The 19,174-nt window shown below is 69.3% G+C and carries 15 protein-coding genes; 7 read left to right on the top strand and 8 right to left on the bottom strand.

Annotated elements, in window-relative coordinates:
* Positions 1-2: 2 nt before the first annotated feature.
* Both ACWAT3_RS08765 and ACWAT3_RS08760 read right to left on the bottom strand, forming a co-directional pair.
* Entirely contained in the window at positions 3-1,568 is a 1,566-nt protein-coding gene (locus ACWAT3_RS08765; protein WP_460797623.1) for a hypothetical protein, read from the bottom strand.
* Positions 1,544-3,331, bottom strand: a complete 1,788-nt coding sequence (locus ACWAT3_RS08760) for an ABC transporter ATP-binding protein (protein ID WP_460797621.1) — start codon at positions 3,329-3,331, stop codon at positions 1,544-1,546. The genes ACWAT3_RS08765 and ACWAT3_RS08760 overlap by 25 nt, the downstream gene beginning before the upstream one ends.
* Before the next feature lie 231 nt (positions 3,332-3,562).
* Here ACWAT3_RS08760 and ACWAT3_RS08755 point away from each other — a divergent pair, with 231 nt between their 5' ends.
* The 5 genes from ACWAT3_RS08755 (at position 3,563) to ACWAT3_RS08735 (ending at position 7,672) form a co-directional block, all read left to right on the top strand.
* Positions 3,563-4,255, top strand: a complete 693-nt coding sequence (locus ACWAT3_RS08755) for a phosphocholine cytidylyltransferase family protein (RefSeq protein WP_460797619.1) — start codon at positions 3,563-3,565, stop codon at positions 4,253-4,255.
* 88 nt (positions 4,256-4,343) lie between these two features.
* Complete coding sequence (locus ACWAT3_RS08750) at positions 4,344-5,288, top strand: hypothetical protein (RefSeq protein ID WP_460797617.1); 945 nt, start codon at positions 4,344-4,346, stop codon at positions 5,286-5,288.
* 120 nt (positions 5,289-5,408) lie between these two features.
* Positions 5,409-5,714: a hypothetical protein gene (locus ACWAT3_RS08745; RefSeq protein WP_460797616.1), complete on the top strand. Its 306-nt coding sequence runs from the start codon at positions 5,409-5,411 to the stop codon at positions 5,712-5,714.
* A 144-nt stretch (positions 5,715-5,858) separates the two neighbouring features.
* Complete coding sequence (locus tag ACWAT3_RS08740) at positions 5,859-7,457, top strand: acyl-CoA carboxylase subunit beta (protein WP_460797614.1); 1,599 nt, start codon at positions 5,859-5,861, stop codon at positions 7,455-7,457.
* Positions 7,454-7,672, top strand: coding sequence for an acyl-CoA carboxylase subunit epsilon (locus ACWAT3_RS08735; protein WP_460797612.1), 219 nt, complete (start codon positions 7,454-7,456; stop codon positions 7,670-7,672). Before ACWAT3_RS08740 ends, ACWAT3_RS08735 begins: the two co-directional genes overlap by 4 nt.
* Before the next feature lie 45 nt (positions 7,673-7,717).
* On the opposite strand, the gene ACWAT3_RS08730 is transcribed toward ACWAT3_RS08735, so the two are convergent.
* The 6 genes from ACWAT3_RS08730 to ACWAT3_RS08705 all read right to left on the bottom strand — a co-directional run bounded on the left by ACWAT3_RS08730 (position 7,718) and on the right by ACWAT3_RS08705 (position 16,553).
* Entirely contained in the window at positions 7,718-10,744 is a 3,027-nt protein-coding gene (locus ACWAT3_RS08730) for an alpha-mannosidase (protein WP_460797610.1), read from the bottom strand.
* Positions 10,745-10,833: 89 nt separating this feature from the next.
* Positions 10,834-12,042 carry an ROK family transcriptional regulator gene (locus tag ACWAT3_RS08725; RefSeq protein ID WP_460797608.1) on the bottom strand — a complete coding sequence of 403 codons (1,209 nt, stop codon included), beginning with the start codon at positions 12,040-12,042 and terminating at the stop codon, positions 10,834-10,836.
* A gap of 274 nt (positions 12,043-12,316) precedes the next feature.
* Positions 12,317-13,324, bottom strand: coding sequence for a hypothetical protein (locus ACWAT3_RS08720; RefSeq protein ID WP_460797607.1), 1,008 nt, complete (start codon positions 13,322-13,324; stop codon positions 12,317-12,319).
* Positions 13,321-14,556: a sensor histidine kinase gene (locus tag ACWAT3_RS08715; protein ID WP_460797605.1), complete on the bottom strand. Its 1,236-nt coding sequence runs from the start codon at positions 14,554-14,556 to the stop codon at positions 13,321-13,323. Before ACWAT3_RS08715 ends, ACWAT3_RS08720 begins: the two co-directional genes overlap by 4 nt.
* Entirely contained in the window at positions 14,546-15,226 is a 681-nt protein-coding gene (locus ACWAT3_RS08710; RefSeq protein WP_460797603.1) for a response regulator transcription factor, read from the bottom strand. The genes ACWAT3_RS08715 and ACWAT3_RS08710 overlap by 11 nt, the downstream gene beginning before the upstream one ends.
* Positions 15,227-15,269: 43 nt before the next feature.
* The gene (locus tag ACWAT3_RS08705; RefSeq protein WP_460797601.1) at positions 15,270-16,553 is read right to left on the bottom strand and encodes a class I SAM-dependent RNA methyltransferase; all 1,284 of its coding nucleotides are present in this window, start codon (positions 16,551-16,553) and stop codon (positions 15,270-15,272) included.
* A 37-nt stretch (positions 16,554-16,590) separates the two neighbouring features.
* Between ACWAT3_RS08705 and ACWAT3_RS08700 the strand changes: the two genes are divergently transcribed.
* Positions 16,591-17,247: a Maf family protein gene (locus ACWAT3_RS08700; protein ID WP_460797600.1), complete on the top strand. Its 657-nt coding sequence runs from the start codon at positions 16,591-16,593 to the stop codon at positions 17,245-17,247.
* Positions 17,248-17,339: 92 nt separating this feature from the next.
* Positions 17,340-19,103 carry an acetyl/propionyl/methylcrotonyl-CoA carboxylase subunit alpha gene (locus ACWAT3_RS08695; RefSeq protein WP_460797598.1) on the top strand — a complete coding sequence of 588 codons (1,764 nt, stop codon included), beginning with the start codon at positions 17,340-17,342 and terminating at the stop codon, positions 19,101-19,103.
* Positions 19,104-19,174 lie beyond the last annotated feature (71 nt).

Raw genomic sequence — 19,174 nt, 5'->3', positions numbered from 1 at the left:
GATCATGCCGTCTCGACGAACTCCATCAGCCGCTCGCCGCTGCGCTCGAAGATCCGCCCGCCGATCGCGGTGCCGATGAGCAGCACGCCGAGGCCAGTGCCGATGCCGGCCCAGAACGCCGTCCACGTGTGCGCATCGCCTTCGATGACGGCGAGCGAGAACAGCCAGACCGTGGGCGAGGCGAGCAGGATGGCGCCGACGAAGACGCCGGCCTGGCCGAATGCTCCACGGGATGCCCCGCGCTGAGGCTGCTGGAACGGGCTGTCCCCCGGACGCGAGACCGCGTAGGGCGCGATCACCGAGACGACGCTGGAGAGCCCGAGCCCGGCGAAGAACAGGCAGATGGCGAGACCGCTGAGCGGAAGCAGCAGCCGCCAGTCGCCGGTGAGTGCCAGGGTGACGGGCACGGCGACAGCGAGTGCCGGAACGGCGACGAGGAAGATCGGGATGAGCCGGCCGAATCGGTCCGGCAGGCCGCGGACGCCGCTGGCCACGTGCACCCAGAAGGCGGTCGAGTCGTAGGCGATGTCGTTGTGCGGCAGCCAGCCGAAGAACAGGGCCATCACCGGCACCGGCACCAGCACCGCCACCTCGAACGGCACGCCCGCGACGAGCAGCGGGAACACTGTGAGCACCCCGGCGATCGGAACGACGACGATGTTGACGATGTATCGTCGGTCGCGCAGCCAGTACACGAGGCTGCGTGCGGCGATCGCGCCGAAGGCGTTGGAGGGGAGCAATCCGAACCATCCGAGTCCGGCGCGCTCCCGTGCCGTGACCGGGCGCTCGGTCGTCGTGAGCAGGTGACGCACCAGCCAGGTCCAGGCCGCGGCGACGCCGGCGAGTGTGGCGGCCGCCACGATGCCGCTGATCCACGCCGCAGCCGTGTTGCCCGAGGCGAGCGCGAACATCAGGCCGAGCGGCGCAGCGACCGGGGTCGCTCCCACGATCGTCGTCGCCGAGTCGACCACCGCGGGAACCTGGCCATCCCACTCCAACGACGCGAGGAACACCGCGACGGGGAAGGCGATGACGACGACCGCGAGCGTGAACAGCGCGGTGAGTTCGCGCGAGCGCCGCTCGGGCAGCCAGAGGGCGCTGACCGCCATCCCGACGCGCGCAGCGAGCACGGTGGTCGCGAGTCCCAGGAGTCCGGTGACCACGGCTGCGTATGCCGGCACGCCGAGTCGGATGCCGACGATCACGACACAGGTCGTCACCGCCATGAGCGCGAACGAGGGAACGCTGATGAGAGAGGCGAGCGCGAGGAGCCACGGCATCCGCCGCTCGTCGACGCCGAAGACGGCGAACCGTCGTGGATCGAGCTGGTCGACGGCGCCGGTGAGCATCGGTCCGATGAGGAAGGCGAGGAACAAGGCGGCCCCGCCGAGCACGATCACGGCTCGCGCCACCGGTGTCGTCGCATCTCCGAGGCTGAGCACGGCGATGCAGACGATCACGGTGGCGGCCACGATCGCCAGCAGACCGATGATCGTCCGCACGGCATGGTGACCGCGGAGCGCACCGAGCAGCAGCGCGAGCCTCAGCCGGAGAACGTGTGCAACCACTCCAGGCCCTCCACCTCGCTGCTGGAACCGGCGAGTTCGACGAAACGCGACTCGAGGGTCTGACCGGCGCGGACCTCATCGACGGTTCCCTCGGCGAGGACCTCGCCGCCGACGATGATCGCGACTCGAGAGCAAACCCGTTCGACGAGGTCCATGCCGTGGCTGGAGAGGATGACCGTGCCTCCGTGCGCGACATAAGCACGGAGGATGTCGAGGATGACGCCGGACGAGACGGGGTCGACGGACTCGAACGGCTCATCGAGCACGAGCACGCGCGGCGAGTGGATCATGGCGCCGGCGAGCATGATCTTCTTCGTCATGCCGGCGGAGTAGTCGGAGACGACACGGCTGAGAGCGCCCGTGAGATCGAACGCCCGCGCGAGGTCGGCGGCGCGCTTCTCGATCACGCGCGCGTCGAGTCCGCGCAGCAGACCGTAGTAGTGCAGCAGCTGCCGCCCGGTGAGCCGATCGAAGGTCCGCAGGCGGTCAGGCAGGACGCCCATCACTCGCTTCGCGGCGAGCGGATCCGCCTTCTGATCGATGCCCGAGACGTACACCGTGCCGCCGTCGGAGCGCAGCAGACCCGTAATGATCGAGAGCGTGGTCGTCTTGCCGGCGCCGTTCGGACCGACGATGCCGTAGAACGACCCGGCAGGCACGGTGAGATCGATGCCGTTGACGGCGCGCTGGTCTCCGAAGTCCTTGGTGAGTCCCCGGACGCGCAGTGCATCGACCGCCGCAGGAGCGTCGATGTCGACGAGCGCCTCATCGACGTCGGACGCGGCGTCCGGTTCCGCCACGTCGTCGACGTCCGCGATCTCTTCCATCTGCTCGTCGACGGACTCCGCCTGAGCGGCCGGATCGGTGTCCTCTGCGACGCTCTCGAGGTCGGCTTCGGCTTCGGCTTCGGCTTCGGCTTCGGCTTCGGCTTCGGCTTCGGCTTCGGCTTCGGCTTCGGCTTCGGCTTCGGCTTCGGCTTCGGCAGCATCGTTCTCGGCAGCGGTCTCGTCCTTAGACGCCGCCTCGGTCTCGGAGCTGACCTCGTCTTCGAAGGCCGCGTCGGCCGTGTGCACCGAATCGATCTGCGACTCGGCCGTCTCTGGCTGTTCGACGACCACCGTGGGCTCGGCCTCGGCGGCTGCCTCGACGGCAGACTCGTCGTTCGGCGCATCGATGAAGGAGGAAGCCGACTCGGCATCCTCCGGCGCGTTCGTCGGCGTTGCCACGGCCGCAGGGGGCGTGACGGTCTCGGCAGCAGCGGCCGCCGAATGAGCGGCGACGGCGCGTGTCGCCGCGGTGCGCGGCTTCCGCGGCTTCGCGACGCGCTTCGCCGCCGGCTTGTTCACGGGTGCCGCTGTCGGCTCGCCCTGTTCGAGCACGCCGCCGACGTTCGGATCCGCCTGCGCGGACTGCGCTGCGGCCTCCTTCGCCGCGGCAGCCTTCTCGGCGGCGACCTTGGCCGCTGCCGTCTTGGCCGCTGCCGTCTTCGCAGCACTGCTGCGTGCGGCGGACGTCCGGGCAGCGGTCTTGGCGGCCGTCGCCTTCGCCGCCGCGGTCTTCGCCGCAGCCGTCTTCGCGGCATCGTTCGCCGTCGCCGACTTCGCGGCCGCCGCCTTCGATGCCGTCGCAGCATTCGCTGTGCGCGCCTTCACCGCGGCGGTCCTCGCCGCGGCATCCGGCGCAGTCTTGCGAGCCGGGCGCGCCTTCTTGGCCTGAGCCGTGGCGGTCGCCTCGTCCAGCTGGTCGTCAGGGGAAGGAGTCACTGTATTACGGTATCAACGGGGACCGACTTTGCCCGGTTCCAGCGCAACATTCGGCGGGATCCGTACCAGGCCAGGCGCAACCTGTGAACTGGGTGTGCACTCGGTCACGAAATGACAACGGCACCGGACCCGACCAGGGCCTTTGCAGGAGCCGTCGCTAGCATGAAGGCGGCACGAAGAGGTGTCGGGTCGGTGAACCGGCCGTGAACACAGATTCTTTTAGGAGCTTTCGTGACTCTTCAGACCGTTATTCTCGCAGCCGGCATGGGCTCGCGCCTCGGGCGCGCGCTGCCCAAGCCCCTCACCGAGCTGAGCGACGGCCGCACGATCATGCAGCAGCAGCACGAGAACATCCGTGCCGCGTTCGGCAAGGACGCACGCATCACCACGGTCGTCGGCTACCGCGCCGAGACGATCATCGAGGCGTTCCCGCAGGTCAACTACGTGCACAACGAGCGCTACGACGAGACCAACACGTCCAAGAGCCTGCTGCGCGCGCTGGGCGCCACCGGCCGCGGCGGAGTGCTGTGGATGAACGGCGACGTCGTCTTCGACCCGATGATCCTCGGCCGTGCTCTCGAGTACATCGAGCGCGACCAGTCGTTCGTCACCGTCAACACCTCCAAGGTGAGCGATGAAGAGGTGAAGTACACGGTCACGTCCGAGGGCTTCATCAAGGAGCTCTCCAAGACTGTCACGGGTGGTCTTGGCGAGGCCGTCGGCATCAACTACATCTCCTCCGCGCAAAAGAAGGCGTTCATGCGCCAGCTGCAGCGCGTCGAGGACCAGGACTACTTCGAGCGCGGCCTCGAACTGGCCATCGCCGAGGACGGTCTGCTGCTCGAACCGATGGACGTCTCTGACCTGTATGCGGTCGAGGTCGACTTCGCCGAGGACCTCGAGCGCGCGAACCTCTACGTCTGAGTTCTGCTCCGACACAGCGTCGAAAGCCCGGCACCTCGAGGTGCCGGGCTTTCGGCTTTCTCGCGGCATCGGTCCATAGGATCGGGACATGGCCGACAAGGTGCACAAGATCCATTCGCTCCCGGACGGCGCTCCATGGGACAAGGGCGTGCCGCCGGTGGGATCGACCGAGCATCCGTTCGCGATCCGCGGCATCGACAGGGTGCTCGCGATCCAGCGCCCGCTCGTGCTCGCGCACATCCGCAGCATCCGTCTGCGCAATCCGAACGCCATGCCGTCCGACATCATCCGGATGCTGGAGCAGCGGTATCTCGCGGCGGTGACGGCCGGCGGTGCGACGGTGGGTGCGACCGCCGTCGTGCCGGGCATCGGCACGGGCGTGACGCTGGCGCTGTCCGGGGTCGAGACTCTCGGGTTCGTCGAGTCGACGGCATTGTTCGCGCAGTCGGTCGCCGAGGTGCACGGCATCCCGATCGAGAATCCGGACCGAGCGCGGGCGCTTGTCATGACGCTGATGCTCGGCAAGGAGGGCGTCGATCTGCTGTCGCAGCTCGCAGGCCAGGCAGCAGGTCGCGGCGGCCCCCGATCGGCCTACTGGGGCGAAGTCGTGACGAAGTCGCTCCCCCGCGCAGCAGTCGGACCGATCGTCGATCGTCTGAAGACGATGTTCCTCAAGCACTTCGCCGCCGCCGGTGGTGCCTCCTTCCTCGGGAAGGCGCTGCCGTTCGGAATCGGCGCGGTGATCGGCGGGGCGGGCAACAACATCCTCGGCCGTCGTGTGCTGGTGACCTCGCGTCGCGCATTCGGTACGGCACCCGACCTCCTGCCGCCGGAGCTCGAACCGGTGACCGGTGCCGAACGGATCGAAACCCGGGTCGCCCGCGGCGCGCGCTATGCGGGGTCGGCTGTTGCGGCGGCAGCGGGAACGACCGCACGGGGCGTGGGATGGGCAGGCCGCCGGATGACCGAGATCGGCCGGTCTCGGCATGCGAAAGCGGATGCGCCGGCGATCGAGGCGGACACCGACCGCTAGGACCGGGCGTGTCGCACTCTCCCTGCACAGCAGCGGTGCCGTGCAGAGTTGTGCGCCGCTCGGGGCGCGCCGTCCGATGCACCCGTTTCGGCGTCGGATGCCGTTCGTACTGTCGACGGCATGTTGAGACCGATCGAACCCGCAGAACTCCCGCCTCCCGTCGCGTACCGCGTGCCCTGGACCATCGACAGAACGGATGCCGCGCACCCCGGCGTCACGAACGAATCACGCGCCCCCGCTGACTTCGTGCGCGTGTTCCATGCCGATGCCGACGGCGAGGAGCGCACTCAGCTGTGGGGCCAGGTGCTCTCGGGCGAGCGGGTCGAGTTGTGTCTGTGCGCCGCGGATCTCGACGAAGTGGTCGTGACCGTGGCCTGGTTCCGACAGGAAGACGGGCTGGAGTACGTCTGGCGGTTCGACACCTGATGACTGTGAGAGCTTCGTCCTCCTCCTTTGTTGCCGAGCTCGACGGCGAGCCGCTCGACGCCCGGTCCGCCCACGGAACCCGCCAAAGGATCGGCCGCCCCGTTGTGCGAGGCATCCAACGTCGGCCGGCCTGGCGCTACTAGGGTGGAATCCGTGACGGACACGCCTGACCTCTCCACGACCGCCGGCAAGATCGCCGACCTCCGAGCTCGATACAACGAAGCCGTAGTCGACGCCGAGACGAAGGCGAAGGAGAAGCAGCACGCCAAGGGCAAGATGACCGCCCGCGAGCGCATCGAACTCCTCGTCGACCCCGGCAGCTTCGTCGAACTCGACGAGTACGTCCGCCACCGCAGCACCGCCTTCGGGATGGACCGCAACCGCCCGTACGGCGATTCCGTCGTCACCGGCATCGGCACCATTCACGGCCGGACTGTCGCCGTGTACTCGCAGGACTTCACGACGTTCGGCGGTTCGCTCGGGGAGGTGTCCGGCGACAAGATCATCAAGGTCATGGAATTCGCCCTCACCAGCGGCATGCCCATCATCGGCATCCTCGACTCCGGCGGAGCACGCATCCAGGAGGGTGTGCTCGCGCTGAGCAAGTACGGCGAGATCTTCAAGATGAACACCCGGTCGTCCGGCGTCATCCCGCAGATCTCGATCATCATGGGACCGGCAGCCGGCGGCGCCGTCTACGGTCCGGCGCTCACCGACTTCGTCATCATGGTCGACAAGACCAGCCAGATGTTCGTCACCGGCCCTGACGTGATCAAGACCGTCACCGGCGAGGACGTCGGCATGGAAGAACTCGGCGGCGCACTCACCCACAACACCCGCTCCGGGGTCGCGCACTACCTCGCCCAGGACGAAGATGACGCGATCGACTACGCGCGCACCCTGCTCAGCTTCCTCCCGGACAACAACATGGCCGAGATCCCGGGCTACGAGAGCGAATTCGAGTGGGAGACCACGGATGCCGATCGCACCCTGAACACGATCATCCCCGACTCGCCGAACCAGCCGTACGACATCCACACGGTCATCGAGCACATCGTGGATGCCGGAGAGTTCATCGAAGTCCAGCCGCTGTTCGCCCCGAATATCGTCATCGGCTTCGGCCGCGTCGAGGGGCGCTCGGTCGGAATCATCGCGAATCAGCCCTCGCAGATGGCAGGGACACTCAACATCGAAGCCGGCGAGAAGGCCAGCCGCTTCGTCCGCTTCTGCGACGCGTTCTCGATTCCGATCGTCACGCTCGTCGACGTGCCTGGGTACCTTCCGGGCACCGACCAGGAGTGGACCGGCGTCATCCGCCGCGGCGCCAAGCTGATCTACGCCTATGCCGAGGCCACGGTGCCACTGGTCACCGTCATCCTGCGCAAGGCCTACGGCGGCGCGTACATCGTGATGGGGTCCAAGCAGCTCGGCGCAGACGTCAACCTCGCGTGGCCCACCGCCGAGATCGCGGTCATGGGCGGCCAGGGTGCCGTCAACATCCTCTACCGCGGAGAGATCAAGAAGGCCGAGGAGAACGGCGAGGACGTCGCGGCCGTCCGCACCCGCCTCGCGAACGAGTACACCTACAGCGTGACAAGCCCGTTCCTCGCGGCTGAGCGCGGCGAGATCGACGGCATCATCGAGCCGGCGAACACCCGCGTGTCGATCGCGAAGTCATTGCGCGCTCTGCGCGGCAAACGCGCCGAGCTGCCGCCGAAGAAGCACGGGAACATCCCGCTGTGAGCGAGACCGACAGGGCCAGGGCGATCGACATCGTCCGCGGTCACCCCACCGAAGAGGAACTCGCGGCGCTCATCGCCGTCATCAGCGACTCCTACGTGCATGAGACCGCGGGCGCCGTCGCGGAGGAACCGCGCGTCTCTGCCTGGCAGCGCACGCAGCGCCCGATGCGCAGGCCGCTGCGTCGCGACATCCCGTGGGGACGCTTCGCCGGCTGAGGTCGACGGAGCGTCGATCTGCTCGACGAGCGAGAGGCCGAGCGCTCAGCGACCGAGAATCGGTGCGCGGAACCGCAGCGTCACCAGCTGGAACGGCCGCAGCTCCAGCTCGACGGACGCCGAATCGGCGGCGCGCACCGCGGTAACCTCCAGCTCCCGCTCGAGCAGATCCGTCTCGATCACCGAGGCGAACCCGAATGCCGTCGACAGCGTCGCTGCAGCGCGCCCGCCGTGCGCTTCGTACAGCCGCACGATGACGTCGCCGCTGCGGTCCTCGGCGAGCTTGATCGACTCGACCACGACGGCATCCGATGACACCTCGACCAGCGGACCGACGGGACCAGCGCCCGTCAGCCGACGCACCGGCAGGTTCAGCCGGTATCCCTCGCGCACGGCATCCGCGATGCCGGCATCCGGTCGGATGCTGACCCGGAACGTGTGCTCGCCCTGATCCGCCTCCGGATCGGGGAACAGCGGCGCGCGCAGCAGGGACAGCCCCACCGACGTCGCGACGCCGCCGCCCTGACGCGGAACGCGGGTGATGTCGTGGCCGTAGGTCGCGTCATTCGCGATCGCGATGCCGAAGCCCGCTTCGCCCACATGCACCCAACGGTGCGCGACCGTCTCGAATCGCGCCGCATCCCATGACGTGTTCGCATGCGTCGGTCGATGCACGTGACCGAACTGGATCTCGCTCGTCGCACGCTCCGCGTGCACGTCGAGCGGGAACGAGAGCTTGAGCAGCTTCTGCCGTTCGCGCCAGTCCACGATGGTCTCGATGTCGAGCGCCCGCGCCCCCGGTTCGAGCATGAGAGTCTGCGTGATCCGCGATGCCCCCCATCCGCGGACCACGCAGACGACGGCGGCAGTGGGATGCGGCACAGCATCGATCGACACCACGTCGAGCACCTCATCGCCGTGACGGCGATAGTGCTCGTCGATGTCCCAGGCGTCCCACTGCGTCGGCGTGTCACGATGCACCCGGAGGAGGTTGCCCCGCTCCCCTGGTGCGATCGCTTCACGGCCGGTCGTGCGCACGACGAGCGACGTCAACAGACCCGATTCGTCGACGAGCGCCGTGAGGTGCTCGTTCGACAGCGCGAATCCGCTCGTCGTGCGCGCGACCGATGCGGGTGCCGGATCCCCCTCGGCTGCGGCGGCGACCCCCGACGCCGCCGCTCCCTCTCCGGCATACGGCCCCGCGTTCGCGACAAGCGCGGTCGTCCCCTCGCTGACGACCATCTCCAACGCCTGCGCGATGATGCTCTCGGTCGAGGCGAGCACCTCGGCGTAGCGACGTTCTGCCTCCCGGTGCACCCAGCCGATGGAGCTGCCGGGGAGGATGTCATGGAACTGCTGGAGCAGCACCGTCTCCCACGCCGCCTCCAGCTCGGCGTACGGATACTCGGCGCCGCGCAACGCGGCAGCCGTGGCCCACAGCTCTGCCTCCCGCAGCGCGTGCTCGCTGCGCCGATTGCCCCGCTTCGTGCGGGCCTGCGACGTGTACGTGCCGCGGTGGAACTCGAGGTACATCTCCCCCGTCCACACCGGCGGGTTCTCGTACTCGGCCTCCGCGGCCTCGAAGAAGCGCGCCGGACTCGACAGCGTCACCGTCGGCGATCCCTCGAGCGAACGCAGCCGCGCAGCAGCCGCCAGCATCTCCCTGTTCGGGCCGCCACCGCCGTCGCCGTAGCCGAACGGCACGAGCGAGGTGTTGGCACCGCCCTTGTCGGCGAACTGACGCTCGGCCCGCGCCAGCTCCTCGCCCGAGAGCACGGCGTTGTACGTGTCGACCGGGGGGAAGTGCGTGAAGATGCGCGATCCGTCGAGCCCTTCCCACCAGAACGTGTGGTGCGGCATCCGATTCGTCTCGTTCCAGGACAGCTTCTGCGTCAGCATCCACCGGGATCCCGCGGCCCTGGCGATCTGCGGGAGCGCCGCGGAGTAGCCGAACGAGTCCGGGAGCCACACGTCCTGCGGCTCGACGCCGAACTCCTCCAGGAAGAACCGCTTGCCCCGCACGAACTGTCGCACCAGCGACTCTCCGCCGGGAAGGTTCGTATCCGACTCGACCCACATCCCGCCGGCCGGAACGAATCGTTTCTGCGCGATCGCGGTGCGCATGCGCTCGTACAGCTCTGGCTGGAACTGCTTCATCCAGGCGTACTGCTGGGCCGAGGATGCCGCGAAGACGAACTCGTCATCGTTCTGCTGGAGGGCGAGGACGTTCGAGAACGTGCGCGCCACCTTCCGCTGCGTCTCGCGCACCGGCCACAGCCATGCGGAGTCGATGTGCGCGTGCCCGACCGCATGCACGCGATGCGCGGACGCGGATGCCGGCAGCCGCAGCGCCTCGGCGAGCACCGCTCGTCCATCGGATGCCGTGCCCGCCACATCATCGGGGTCGACGACGTCGACCATCCGTTCCAGAGCCCGAAGCACCCCGGCCCGGCGCGCCGACTCCGGTAGCTGCCCCCAGAGGGACAGCAGCACCTCGGCATCCTGGATCAGCTCCCAGACCGTCTCGTCGAGCACGCCGATGTCGGCCTGGCGCATCACGTAGTGCGGGGCTTCTCCGGCGGTCTCCCACTCGCCGAGCGGCGTCGGCTGGAAGTGCACGAACCCGCCGCCGACATCCGGATTCGCCGCAGCTTCGATGAAGAGCTCGACCGGCGCACCGGCGGCGGCATCGATCGGGACATGCGCGTTGCGCGGCTCGATGGCCTTGATGATCGAGCCGTCGGAACGGTACGCCGTGCCCTCCGCCTGAAAGCCCGGCTGCGCGGCGCTGAAGCCGAGGTCGACCACCAGTTCGGCGCGCTCGCCTGGCGAGGTCGTCGGAACGGTTCCCGTCACGCGCAGCCACGTGGTTCCCCACGGGCGACCCCACGGCGTGCCCACCTCGAACGGGCGGAACTCCTGCGCGACCGCCTCGGTGAACGGCACCGGCTCCCCCGGCGCGTCCCAGCTCTCCAGCGTCACGGGCGCGAATCGGCGGTAGCGGGCCGGGCCCAGCCGCTCCGCCAGGAAGCGGCGGACACGTGCTTCGATCAGGGTGGAGTTCTCGTGCATGGAAGGGCGTACTCCGATGAGAGCGGACCAGGGATGCAGATATTACATCGACTGGAATAAACGCTGTCAAGGAACCCGCCGACATCGGATCAGGACGATCCGCCCTCGAGCAGCAACGAGGACGCACGCGGTGAGAGCACGTCGGCGAGGATCACGCAGCCTGCGCCCACCGCCCCCACATCGGAGCCGACGACCGAGCCGGCGACGGGAAGCCCGCGGACGCCGCGAGTCGCGCTCTGCCGGTCGAGCAGAGCAGGAAGAACACGGAGATACACGCCGGAGAGGCGACTCCAGAACGGGCCGCCGAGCACGACCCGATCGACGTCCAGCATGTTCGTCAGCGTCGAGATCAGAACCGACAGGTGCCCTGCCGCTCGCTCGAGCACGGCGAGCGCAGCCGCATCCCCCTGCTCCGCCATCGCACACAATTGGGAGAGTCTCTCGTCGACTGATGCGGCGTCGCTGCCGATCCGGTCGTCCGCGAGAGCACCGGCGCGCTCCGCCTGCTCGACGATCGCCTGCGGCGTGCACACGACCTCGACGCACCCGCGCTGCCCGCAGCCGCACGGCGCACCGTTCGGGTCCACGATCACGTGACCGACTTCGCCGACGTTGCGCGACCGCCCGCGGACGACGTCGCCGTCCAGCACGAGCGCCGTGCCGATGCCCGTGCCCAGGTAGACGAAGAGCAGCGAGACATCCGGCGGGTCGTCACCGGTCCAGATCTCGGTGAACGCTGCGGCCGTGGTGTCCTTCTCCAGCACCACCGGCAGCCCGACGGCCTCGGCCAGCGCCGCGCGCAGCGGCACCCGGTGCCACTGATGCAGCTTCGGCGGATCGATGACCGTGCCGCGTTCGGCGTCGAGCGGTCCGGGTGCGGCGACGCCGACCCCGGCGATCGATGCGCGTGCGACGCCCGATCGCGCGATCAGATCCTCGATGGCCGCGGCCATCGAACGGATCACCTGCATCGGATCGTTCGGGGGCGTCCTGCGCACGCTGCGCCCGATCACGGCGCCGCTGAGATCGAGCAGCACCACGGTCGTCACCGCGGGATCCAGATGCACTCCGAGCGACAGCCGGCTGCGCGGGACGAGACGGAGGGTCGTCCGTGGCTTGCCCGGACCGTTGATAGTGCGCCCCGCCTCCTCGATGAGCCCCTCGTCCAGCAGCCGACGCGTGATGTTCGTGACGGTCTGCGCCGAGAGGCCGGTGGCATCGACGAGTTCGATCCGGCTGAGTCCCTCGCCGGAGCGGCGGATCGCCTCGAGGATGACCGATTGATTGAAATCGCCCATCTTCGGGAGGTTCGTTCCTCGCCGCAGCACGCCCATCGCACCATCATCACGCATCCGCGGTCGGATCAGGACCGAACCCACCGGAATCATGTCCCCCAAATGGCCTACAGACAGATTCTCCCCGGCGCGTCAGACTGTTACCGACGCTATGCGTTCGGTTGGTCTCTCTGCCCCAGGGTAGGCGGACGATGACCGGCCAACAGCGGACAGTTTTCGGGTAACTGTGCCGCACCTGGCGAGGGGCGGGCGAATACGCCGCCCCTCGCCTCTTCTCTCACTCGGCCGCGGTGCGCGGGATCTCATGCCAGAGCAGCACCGAGTCCTCGTCGGCCGAGTTGCCCGCCGCCGCGCGACCGACGACCGTCACGGCGACGTTCGGATCGTGCGCTGCCCGGATGATCACCCGCCCCTCGTCGACTCCGGTGAGCACACCGGCGAGTTCGTCGCGGATCTCACCGCGGCGCTGCTCGTCGATGCCGTCGAGACCGCCCTCGTCGAAGACGGTGACGGACGCCCCGCGGCGACGGGCTGCCTCGATGGCGGTGCGGACCGCCTCATTGAGCAGGCTCGCGCCACGGAGCTCGTCGCGCAACCGCCCCTCCGCCAGACGCGCCTCGAGCCGCTCCTCCGCGGTGAGGATACCGTGCGCGGCGACGGTGCGCGAGAGCACGGGCCCGGCGACTGCGAGGGCGTACTGGGTACGCAGCCGACGCTCGCGCTGGCGCACCTGCTGCGTGGCGTGCCAGGCCGACACGGCCCGCTGGATGCCGGCGAGGCGTTCGGTGTCGGCGACCGCTCGGTCCCAGAAGAGCACGAGCAGCTGCGCGACCACGACCCACATCATCGAACCAACGAGTCCCAGCTCCAGCGCCACGAACGGGCCGAGGAACGAGGATGCGGCGATCGCCAGCTCGCCGAGCACGATCCAGCCGATCACGAACCGCCGCCGGACGATGCACACGACCGCCAGCAGTCCCATCGCACCGATGTACCACGTCGCGAACGGCGCAGTGAGGTCCTGCGGCTCGAGGGCGAAGCTGACCATGCCGGGGATCGCGAAGCCGGCGATCAACGCGAGGATCCCGGCCCACAGCGGCATCCTGACCAGCCGAGCCGCGTCGACCAGCACCGCGACGATCACGATCGTCAGGTAGGCGCCGATCGAAAGGAGCATGAGCGCGGGGTACGCCGGCGTCTCGATCCACCACAGCGCACGTGCCGCGAAATAACAGGCGAACCCGAGCGCGAGAACCGTGGCGACGGTGCGGACGGTGCGTCTCATTCCCGCTCCCAGGCGAGTTCGACCACCGTGCCCGATCCATCGGATTCGATGCGCGCAGAACCGGCGACGGCCGCCATCCGCGCCATGATCGACGCACGGATGCCGAGCCGATCCTCGTCGACGGCATCCAGGTCGAATCCTGGGCCCGTATCGCTGACCGTCACCGTGATGCCCTCGTCGCCGTGCGCGAGAGCGACGATGTGCAGGCCGCGCGCCCTGGCATGCGTGACCGAGTTCCCGATGGCCTGGCGTGCGGCGAGCACGAGCGCTCTGGCGGCGCGCCCTGGGATCAGCCCGACCCCGCCGCGTTCCTCGACGACGGCGTCAGCACCGGCCTCGGACAGCGCACGCCGCAGCTCGGCGACGATCTGCACCGAGCCGACCGGCTCATCGCTGCCCTCTTCGAGCACGGCGGCCTCGGTGTTCGCCAACCGGGTGAGCGCCTCGCGAGCCATGCCGACCGCGAGGTCTCTGGCCCGAGGGCTCTCTGCGCGCTCCGCTGCGATGAGCGCGGCGAGCACGCTGTCGTGCATCAGCGCGGCGACGGCGACCCGCTCCTCCTCGGCGGCGGCAGCAGCGGCGGCGAGCGCGTAGTCGGAGACCGCGCGCCCTCGGACGTCATCGACGCCGGCGGCGACGGAACGGAACATCCAGCCGAGCGAGACCAGCACGAGCCCGAGGATCACGGTGAAGGACACATCGAACGCGGTCGTGATCCAGAAGTCCCGTCCGAACTCGCCCTGCATCAACCGCACGACGCCGTAGACGAGGGGGACGGCGACCGCCCACACGTACTGCATCCGCAGTGCGAACGCGAGCATGGCGGCGACGACCCCGACGTTGACGAGGAAGAAGATCCAGGGCTGCTGGTGGGACGGTTCGTCGGCGGTCACGACGACGAGCGGCCAGGCCACCAACGCGCCGAGGTACAGGAACGCGAAGGCGGTCGATGACGTCCGCACACCGCGGCCCAGCACGCAGCACACGAGCATCGCCGTCAGCGGGACGAACACGATGACGATCGTCGCGATGTGCGCGGCATCCACGACCTGCATGCGGGACAGCGCTGCGAGCAGGGCCTGAGCCCCCGTCACTACGCTGCCGATCGCGACGACGGTCTGCAGGATCCGCTCCATGCGCTTGCCGGTGAAGCGCTCGAACTCGGTCTCCGCGGAGCCGGGAGACGGGATCTGCGTCCACGCCTGACGGATGCTCAGCGGTTCAGCCGACACTCGCCGTTCCGTCCGCCGAGACGGTGCCCCCCGCCGTCACGATGCCGTCCTCGATCGCGCGTCGCAGCAGGTCGACCTTGGTCGGCGCCGGACGCCCGACCTCGACGTACTTCACCCGGATGCGGTTGATGTTCTCCTTCGCGGTGGAGTATGCGACTCCGAGCCGGTCGGCGACGACCCGCATCGGCAGTCCGGTGGCGTACAGCCGCAGCACCTCGCGCTCACGCCACGACAGCTGCGCGTCGGCGAAGGCGCGATCGCCTTCGACCGCGCTCGCCCATTCCACGTTGTTGAGCGCTTCGCCCCTGGCCACGGTCCGGATCGCATCGAGCACGTCGTCCAATGAGGACGACTTGCTGATGATCCCCGCTGCCCCCGCGACGAGAGCCTCGCGCACGGCGACCGGCCGATCGGCGACGCTGTGGATGACGACGCTCGCGCCGTCGTCGACGAGCGCGGTGACGTTCTCGGTGACGGTGGTGCCGTCCCCGAGCGTCAGATCCAGCACAACGACATCCGCCGGCGGAGCGCTCGATGTCCGCCGCCAGTCCAGATAGGCGCCGACGGTGCTTCCGGAGAACACGACAGTCGCGGTGCCGTCGCGTCCGCACGCCGCCTCGAGTCCGAGCCGAACGGACTCGTGGTCGTCGATCAGGGCCACGGTACTCATGCCGTCAGCCTAGCCATCGTCCGAGCACTCGTTGCGCCGCGGGTCACCGCGTGAGCAGCGCCACGACCTCGAAATGGTGCGTGTGGGGGAACAGATCGAACGCGCGCAGCTCGGTCGGCTCCCACCCGTGGGACCGGAACGTGCCGAGGTCGCGCGCGAGCGCCACTGGGTCGCATGCGACGTACACGATGGCCTCGGGCGACAGCCCGGCCACGGCATCCACCACTCCGCGACCCGCACCGGACCGCGGCGGATCGAGCACGACCGCGCCGATCGGGGTCGCCGCGTCGAGGACGGCCCGCGGCGGCGCGGGGCGACGCGACGGACGGCGGCCGCGGACCGGACGCGCATCGCGCACCGGCGCCCCGAGGAAGCGGTCGACGCGCGCCGTGACGGCGGAGACGTCGAGCGGAGCGAGATTGCGCTTCGCGTGCTCGGTCGCGCGGAGATCCGACTCCACCGTGACGATATCGGTTGCACCGAGATCCGCGAGGCTCGCGGCGAAGAGACCGACGCCACCGTACAGGTCGAGGTGCTTCAGCTCCGGATCGACGCGTCCAGCGAGCATCCCGCGCACCGCATCGTCCAGCGCGGAAGCCGCGCCGTGATGGACCTGCCAGAAACCGGATGCATCGACCGCGAACGATCGGTCGCGCACGCGTTCCGCGATCTCCTCCGGCGCTGGACGGCGGCCCTTCTCAGGGACGGACAGCACGCGGACCTCTCCGTCGGCCGGCTCGACGAGTTCGATCCGGCCCGGCCGCGCCGCACCGATCCGCGCTGCGGCCTCGGCGACCGCGGGACGTGCCAGCGGGTGCGACGAGACGGGGATCACGCGGTGGCTGCGCGCCGCGAACGGACCGGCCACGCCATCTGCGTCGACGTGCAGCGTCACCCGCGTGCGCCACCCCGTGCCGTCCGAGTCATCCAGCCCCGCGATCTCCGGCGCGTCGATGCCGCCGCCGGCGAACCGGTCGAGCGCCTCAGACAGCACCTGCCGCTTGAGGACGCGCTGGTGGCCCAGCTCGATGTGCCCGAGATCCGCACCTCCGGGGCGCGCGGACGGGTCGTGCGACACGTCGGCCTCCGGCCAGACGTGCGGACGACGGTGCGGAGACGCCTCGAGCACCTCGACCGTCTCGGCACGCCAGAACCGCCGCGTATCCGACGCGGCGTCCGAGGGCGATTCGGTCAGTCGTGCGCGCACGCGTTCGCCGGGGATCGCGTCGGCGACGAACACCACACGCCCTTCATGACGGGCGACGAAGGTGCCGCCGTGGGCGATGCCCGTGATGTCGAGATCGAGCAGTTCGGCGGAAGAGGTCATCTCCCCAGGATCCCACGTCGCCCGCTAGCGTGAGTGCATGCGCGTCTGCCTCGCCTCCACTTCTCCCGCTCGTCTCATGCTGCTGCGTCAAGTCGGGATCGAACCGCTCGCGATCGCTCCGGACGTCAACGAGGATGCCGTGGCCGCAGCCGCCGCCGAATCCCGCGGCGGCGAACTGCCTCCCGGCGAGCTCGTGCTGCTTCTGGCACGCGCGAAGGCGGCCGACGTGGTGCGTCGTCTGGCGCAGGAGCAGCCCGATTTCGAGGGCCTCGTGATCGGCGGCGATTCGATGTTCGCACTCGGCGGCCGGGTGTACGGCAAGCCGTACACGCCGGAGGAGGCCACGCGGCGCTGGCACGAGATGCGCGGTGAGACCGGCATCCTGTACTCCGGGCATTCGGTCCATCGGGTCGCGCCAGGCACCGATCCGTCCGAGGCGACCGCCGTCGCCGAAGCATCCGTCGCCTTCGCGGAGGACGTGTCGGATGCCGAGATCGACGCCTACGTCGCCTCCGGCGAGCCGTTGCACGTCGCCGGGGCATTCACCGTCGACAGTCTCGGCGGCGCTTTCATCACGCGCGTCGAGGGCGACCCGTCGACCGTTGTCGGGATGTCGCTGTCCACGTTGCGCCGGCTCGCCGTCGAACTGGGGGTCACGTGGACCGACCTGTGGGCGCCGCGTTCCGCATCCTGATCCCGCACTCGTAGGCTCACCGACACGATCCGCGCGTTTTCTTGTGGAGGGTCGTCAAATCAGAGGGCATCCTTCTCGGTAGGCTGGCAATCATGCCCATCGAGAAGGTACTCATCGCCAACCGCGGAGAGATCGCTGTACGCATCATCCGCGCCGCTCGCGATTCGGGGATCTCCTCCGTCGCCGTCTACGCGGACCAGGACCGCGAGGCTCTGCACACCAGGCTCGCCGACGAGGCGTACGCCCTCGGCGGCGCGACGAGCGCCGAGACCTACCTCCAGATCGAGAAGGTCCTCTCGATCGCGCGGCGCTCCGGCGCCGACGCCGTCCACCCCGGCTACGGCTTCCTCGCAGAGAACGCCGAGTTCGCCCGCGCGGTCATCGGTGCGGGAATGACCTGGATCGGACCATCGCCCGACGCGATCGAGGCGCTCGGCGACAAGGTCACGGCGCGCCACGTCGCCGAGAAGGTCGGCGCACCGCTGGCCCCCGGCACACCAGGTCCCGTGGACGGCGCTGATGAGGTCATCGCCTTCGCGCAGGAGTTCGGCCTGCCCATCGCCATCAAGGCCGCCTACGGCGGAGGCGGGCGCGGTCTGAAGGTCGCCCGCGAACTCGATGAGGTCGCCGAGCTGTTCGAATCCGCCACCCGCGAGGCCGTTGCGGCGTTCGGGCGAGGCGAGTGCTTCGTCGAGAAGTACCTCGACAAGCCGCGCCACGTCGAGACCCAGTGCCTCGCGGATGCCGCGGGCAACGTCGTCGTGATCTCCACGCGCGACTGCTCGCTGCAGCGCCGCCACCAGAAGCTCGTCGAGGAGGCGCCAGCGCCGTTCCTCACGGAAGAGCAGAACCACCTGCTCTACACGGCATCCAAGGCCATCCTCAAGGAGGTCGGCTACGTCGGAGCCGGCACGTGCGAGTTCCTCATCGGCGCGGACGGCACCGTCTCGTTCCTCGAGGTGAACACCCGCCTCCAGGTCGAGCATCCCGTCTCAGAGGAGGTCACCGGGATCGACCTGGTGCGCGAGCAGTTCCGCCTCGCCGACGGCGGCACCCTCGACTACGAAGACCCCGCACCGCAGGGGCACTCGATCGAGTTCCGCATCAACGGCGAGGACCCCGGCCGCGGGTTCCTCCCCCAGCCGGGCCCTGTCCATGTCTTCAAGACCTTCGGCGGCCCCGGCATCCGCCTGGACTCCGGCGTCACCGCGGGCGACGCCGTGTCCGGCGCGTTCGACTCGCTGCTGGCGAAGATCATCGTCACAGGCAAGGACCGCGCCGAGGCGCTGGAGCGCGCACGCCGCGCCCTCGACGAGTTCGAGGTCGCCGGGCTCCCCACGGTCCTGCCGTTCCACCGGAAGGTCGTCCGCGACCCCGCATTCATCGCCGAGGACGGCGAGTTCGGCGTCTACACGCGCTGGATCGAGACCGAGTTCGTGAACGACATCCCCGCGTGGGACGGCGAGCTCGAGGCTCCTGCCGCCGCGGCCGCGCGCCACACGGTGGTCGTCGAGGTCGGGGGCAAGCGCCTCGAGGTGAGCCTTCCCGATCGCGTCGCCGTCGCACCTGGCGCAGCCGGACGCCCTGCCGCTGTTCCGCCGTCCCGGCGCAGCCACTCCACCAGCGTTTCCGCCGGAGCATCCGGCGACGCGGTGAAGTCGCCGATGCAGGCCACGGTCGTCAAGATCGCCGTCGAGGACGGGCAGCAGGTCGTCAAGGGCGACCTGGTCGTGGTTCTCGAGGCGATGAAGATGGAGCAGCCCCTGCAGGCCCACAAGGACGGCGTCGTCGGCAACATCAACGCGGATGCCGGGGCGACCGTCTCCGCCGGCCACCCGCTGCTGACCATCAGCTGACCCTTCGACACGCTCTGGGTCCTCATCAGGACCGAATGCACGAAAGGGCGCCCCACCGCGGTGGGGCGCCC

This window comes from Microbacterium sp. GXF0217 (assembly GCF_054798195.1).
Note: the sequence above shows the minus strand (reverse complement) of the source record. Positions and strands in the feature narration are given on the sequence as shown.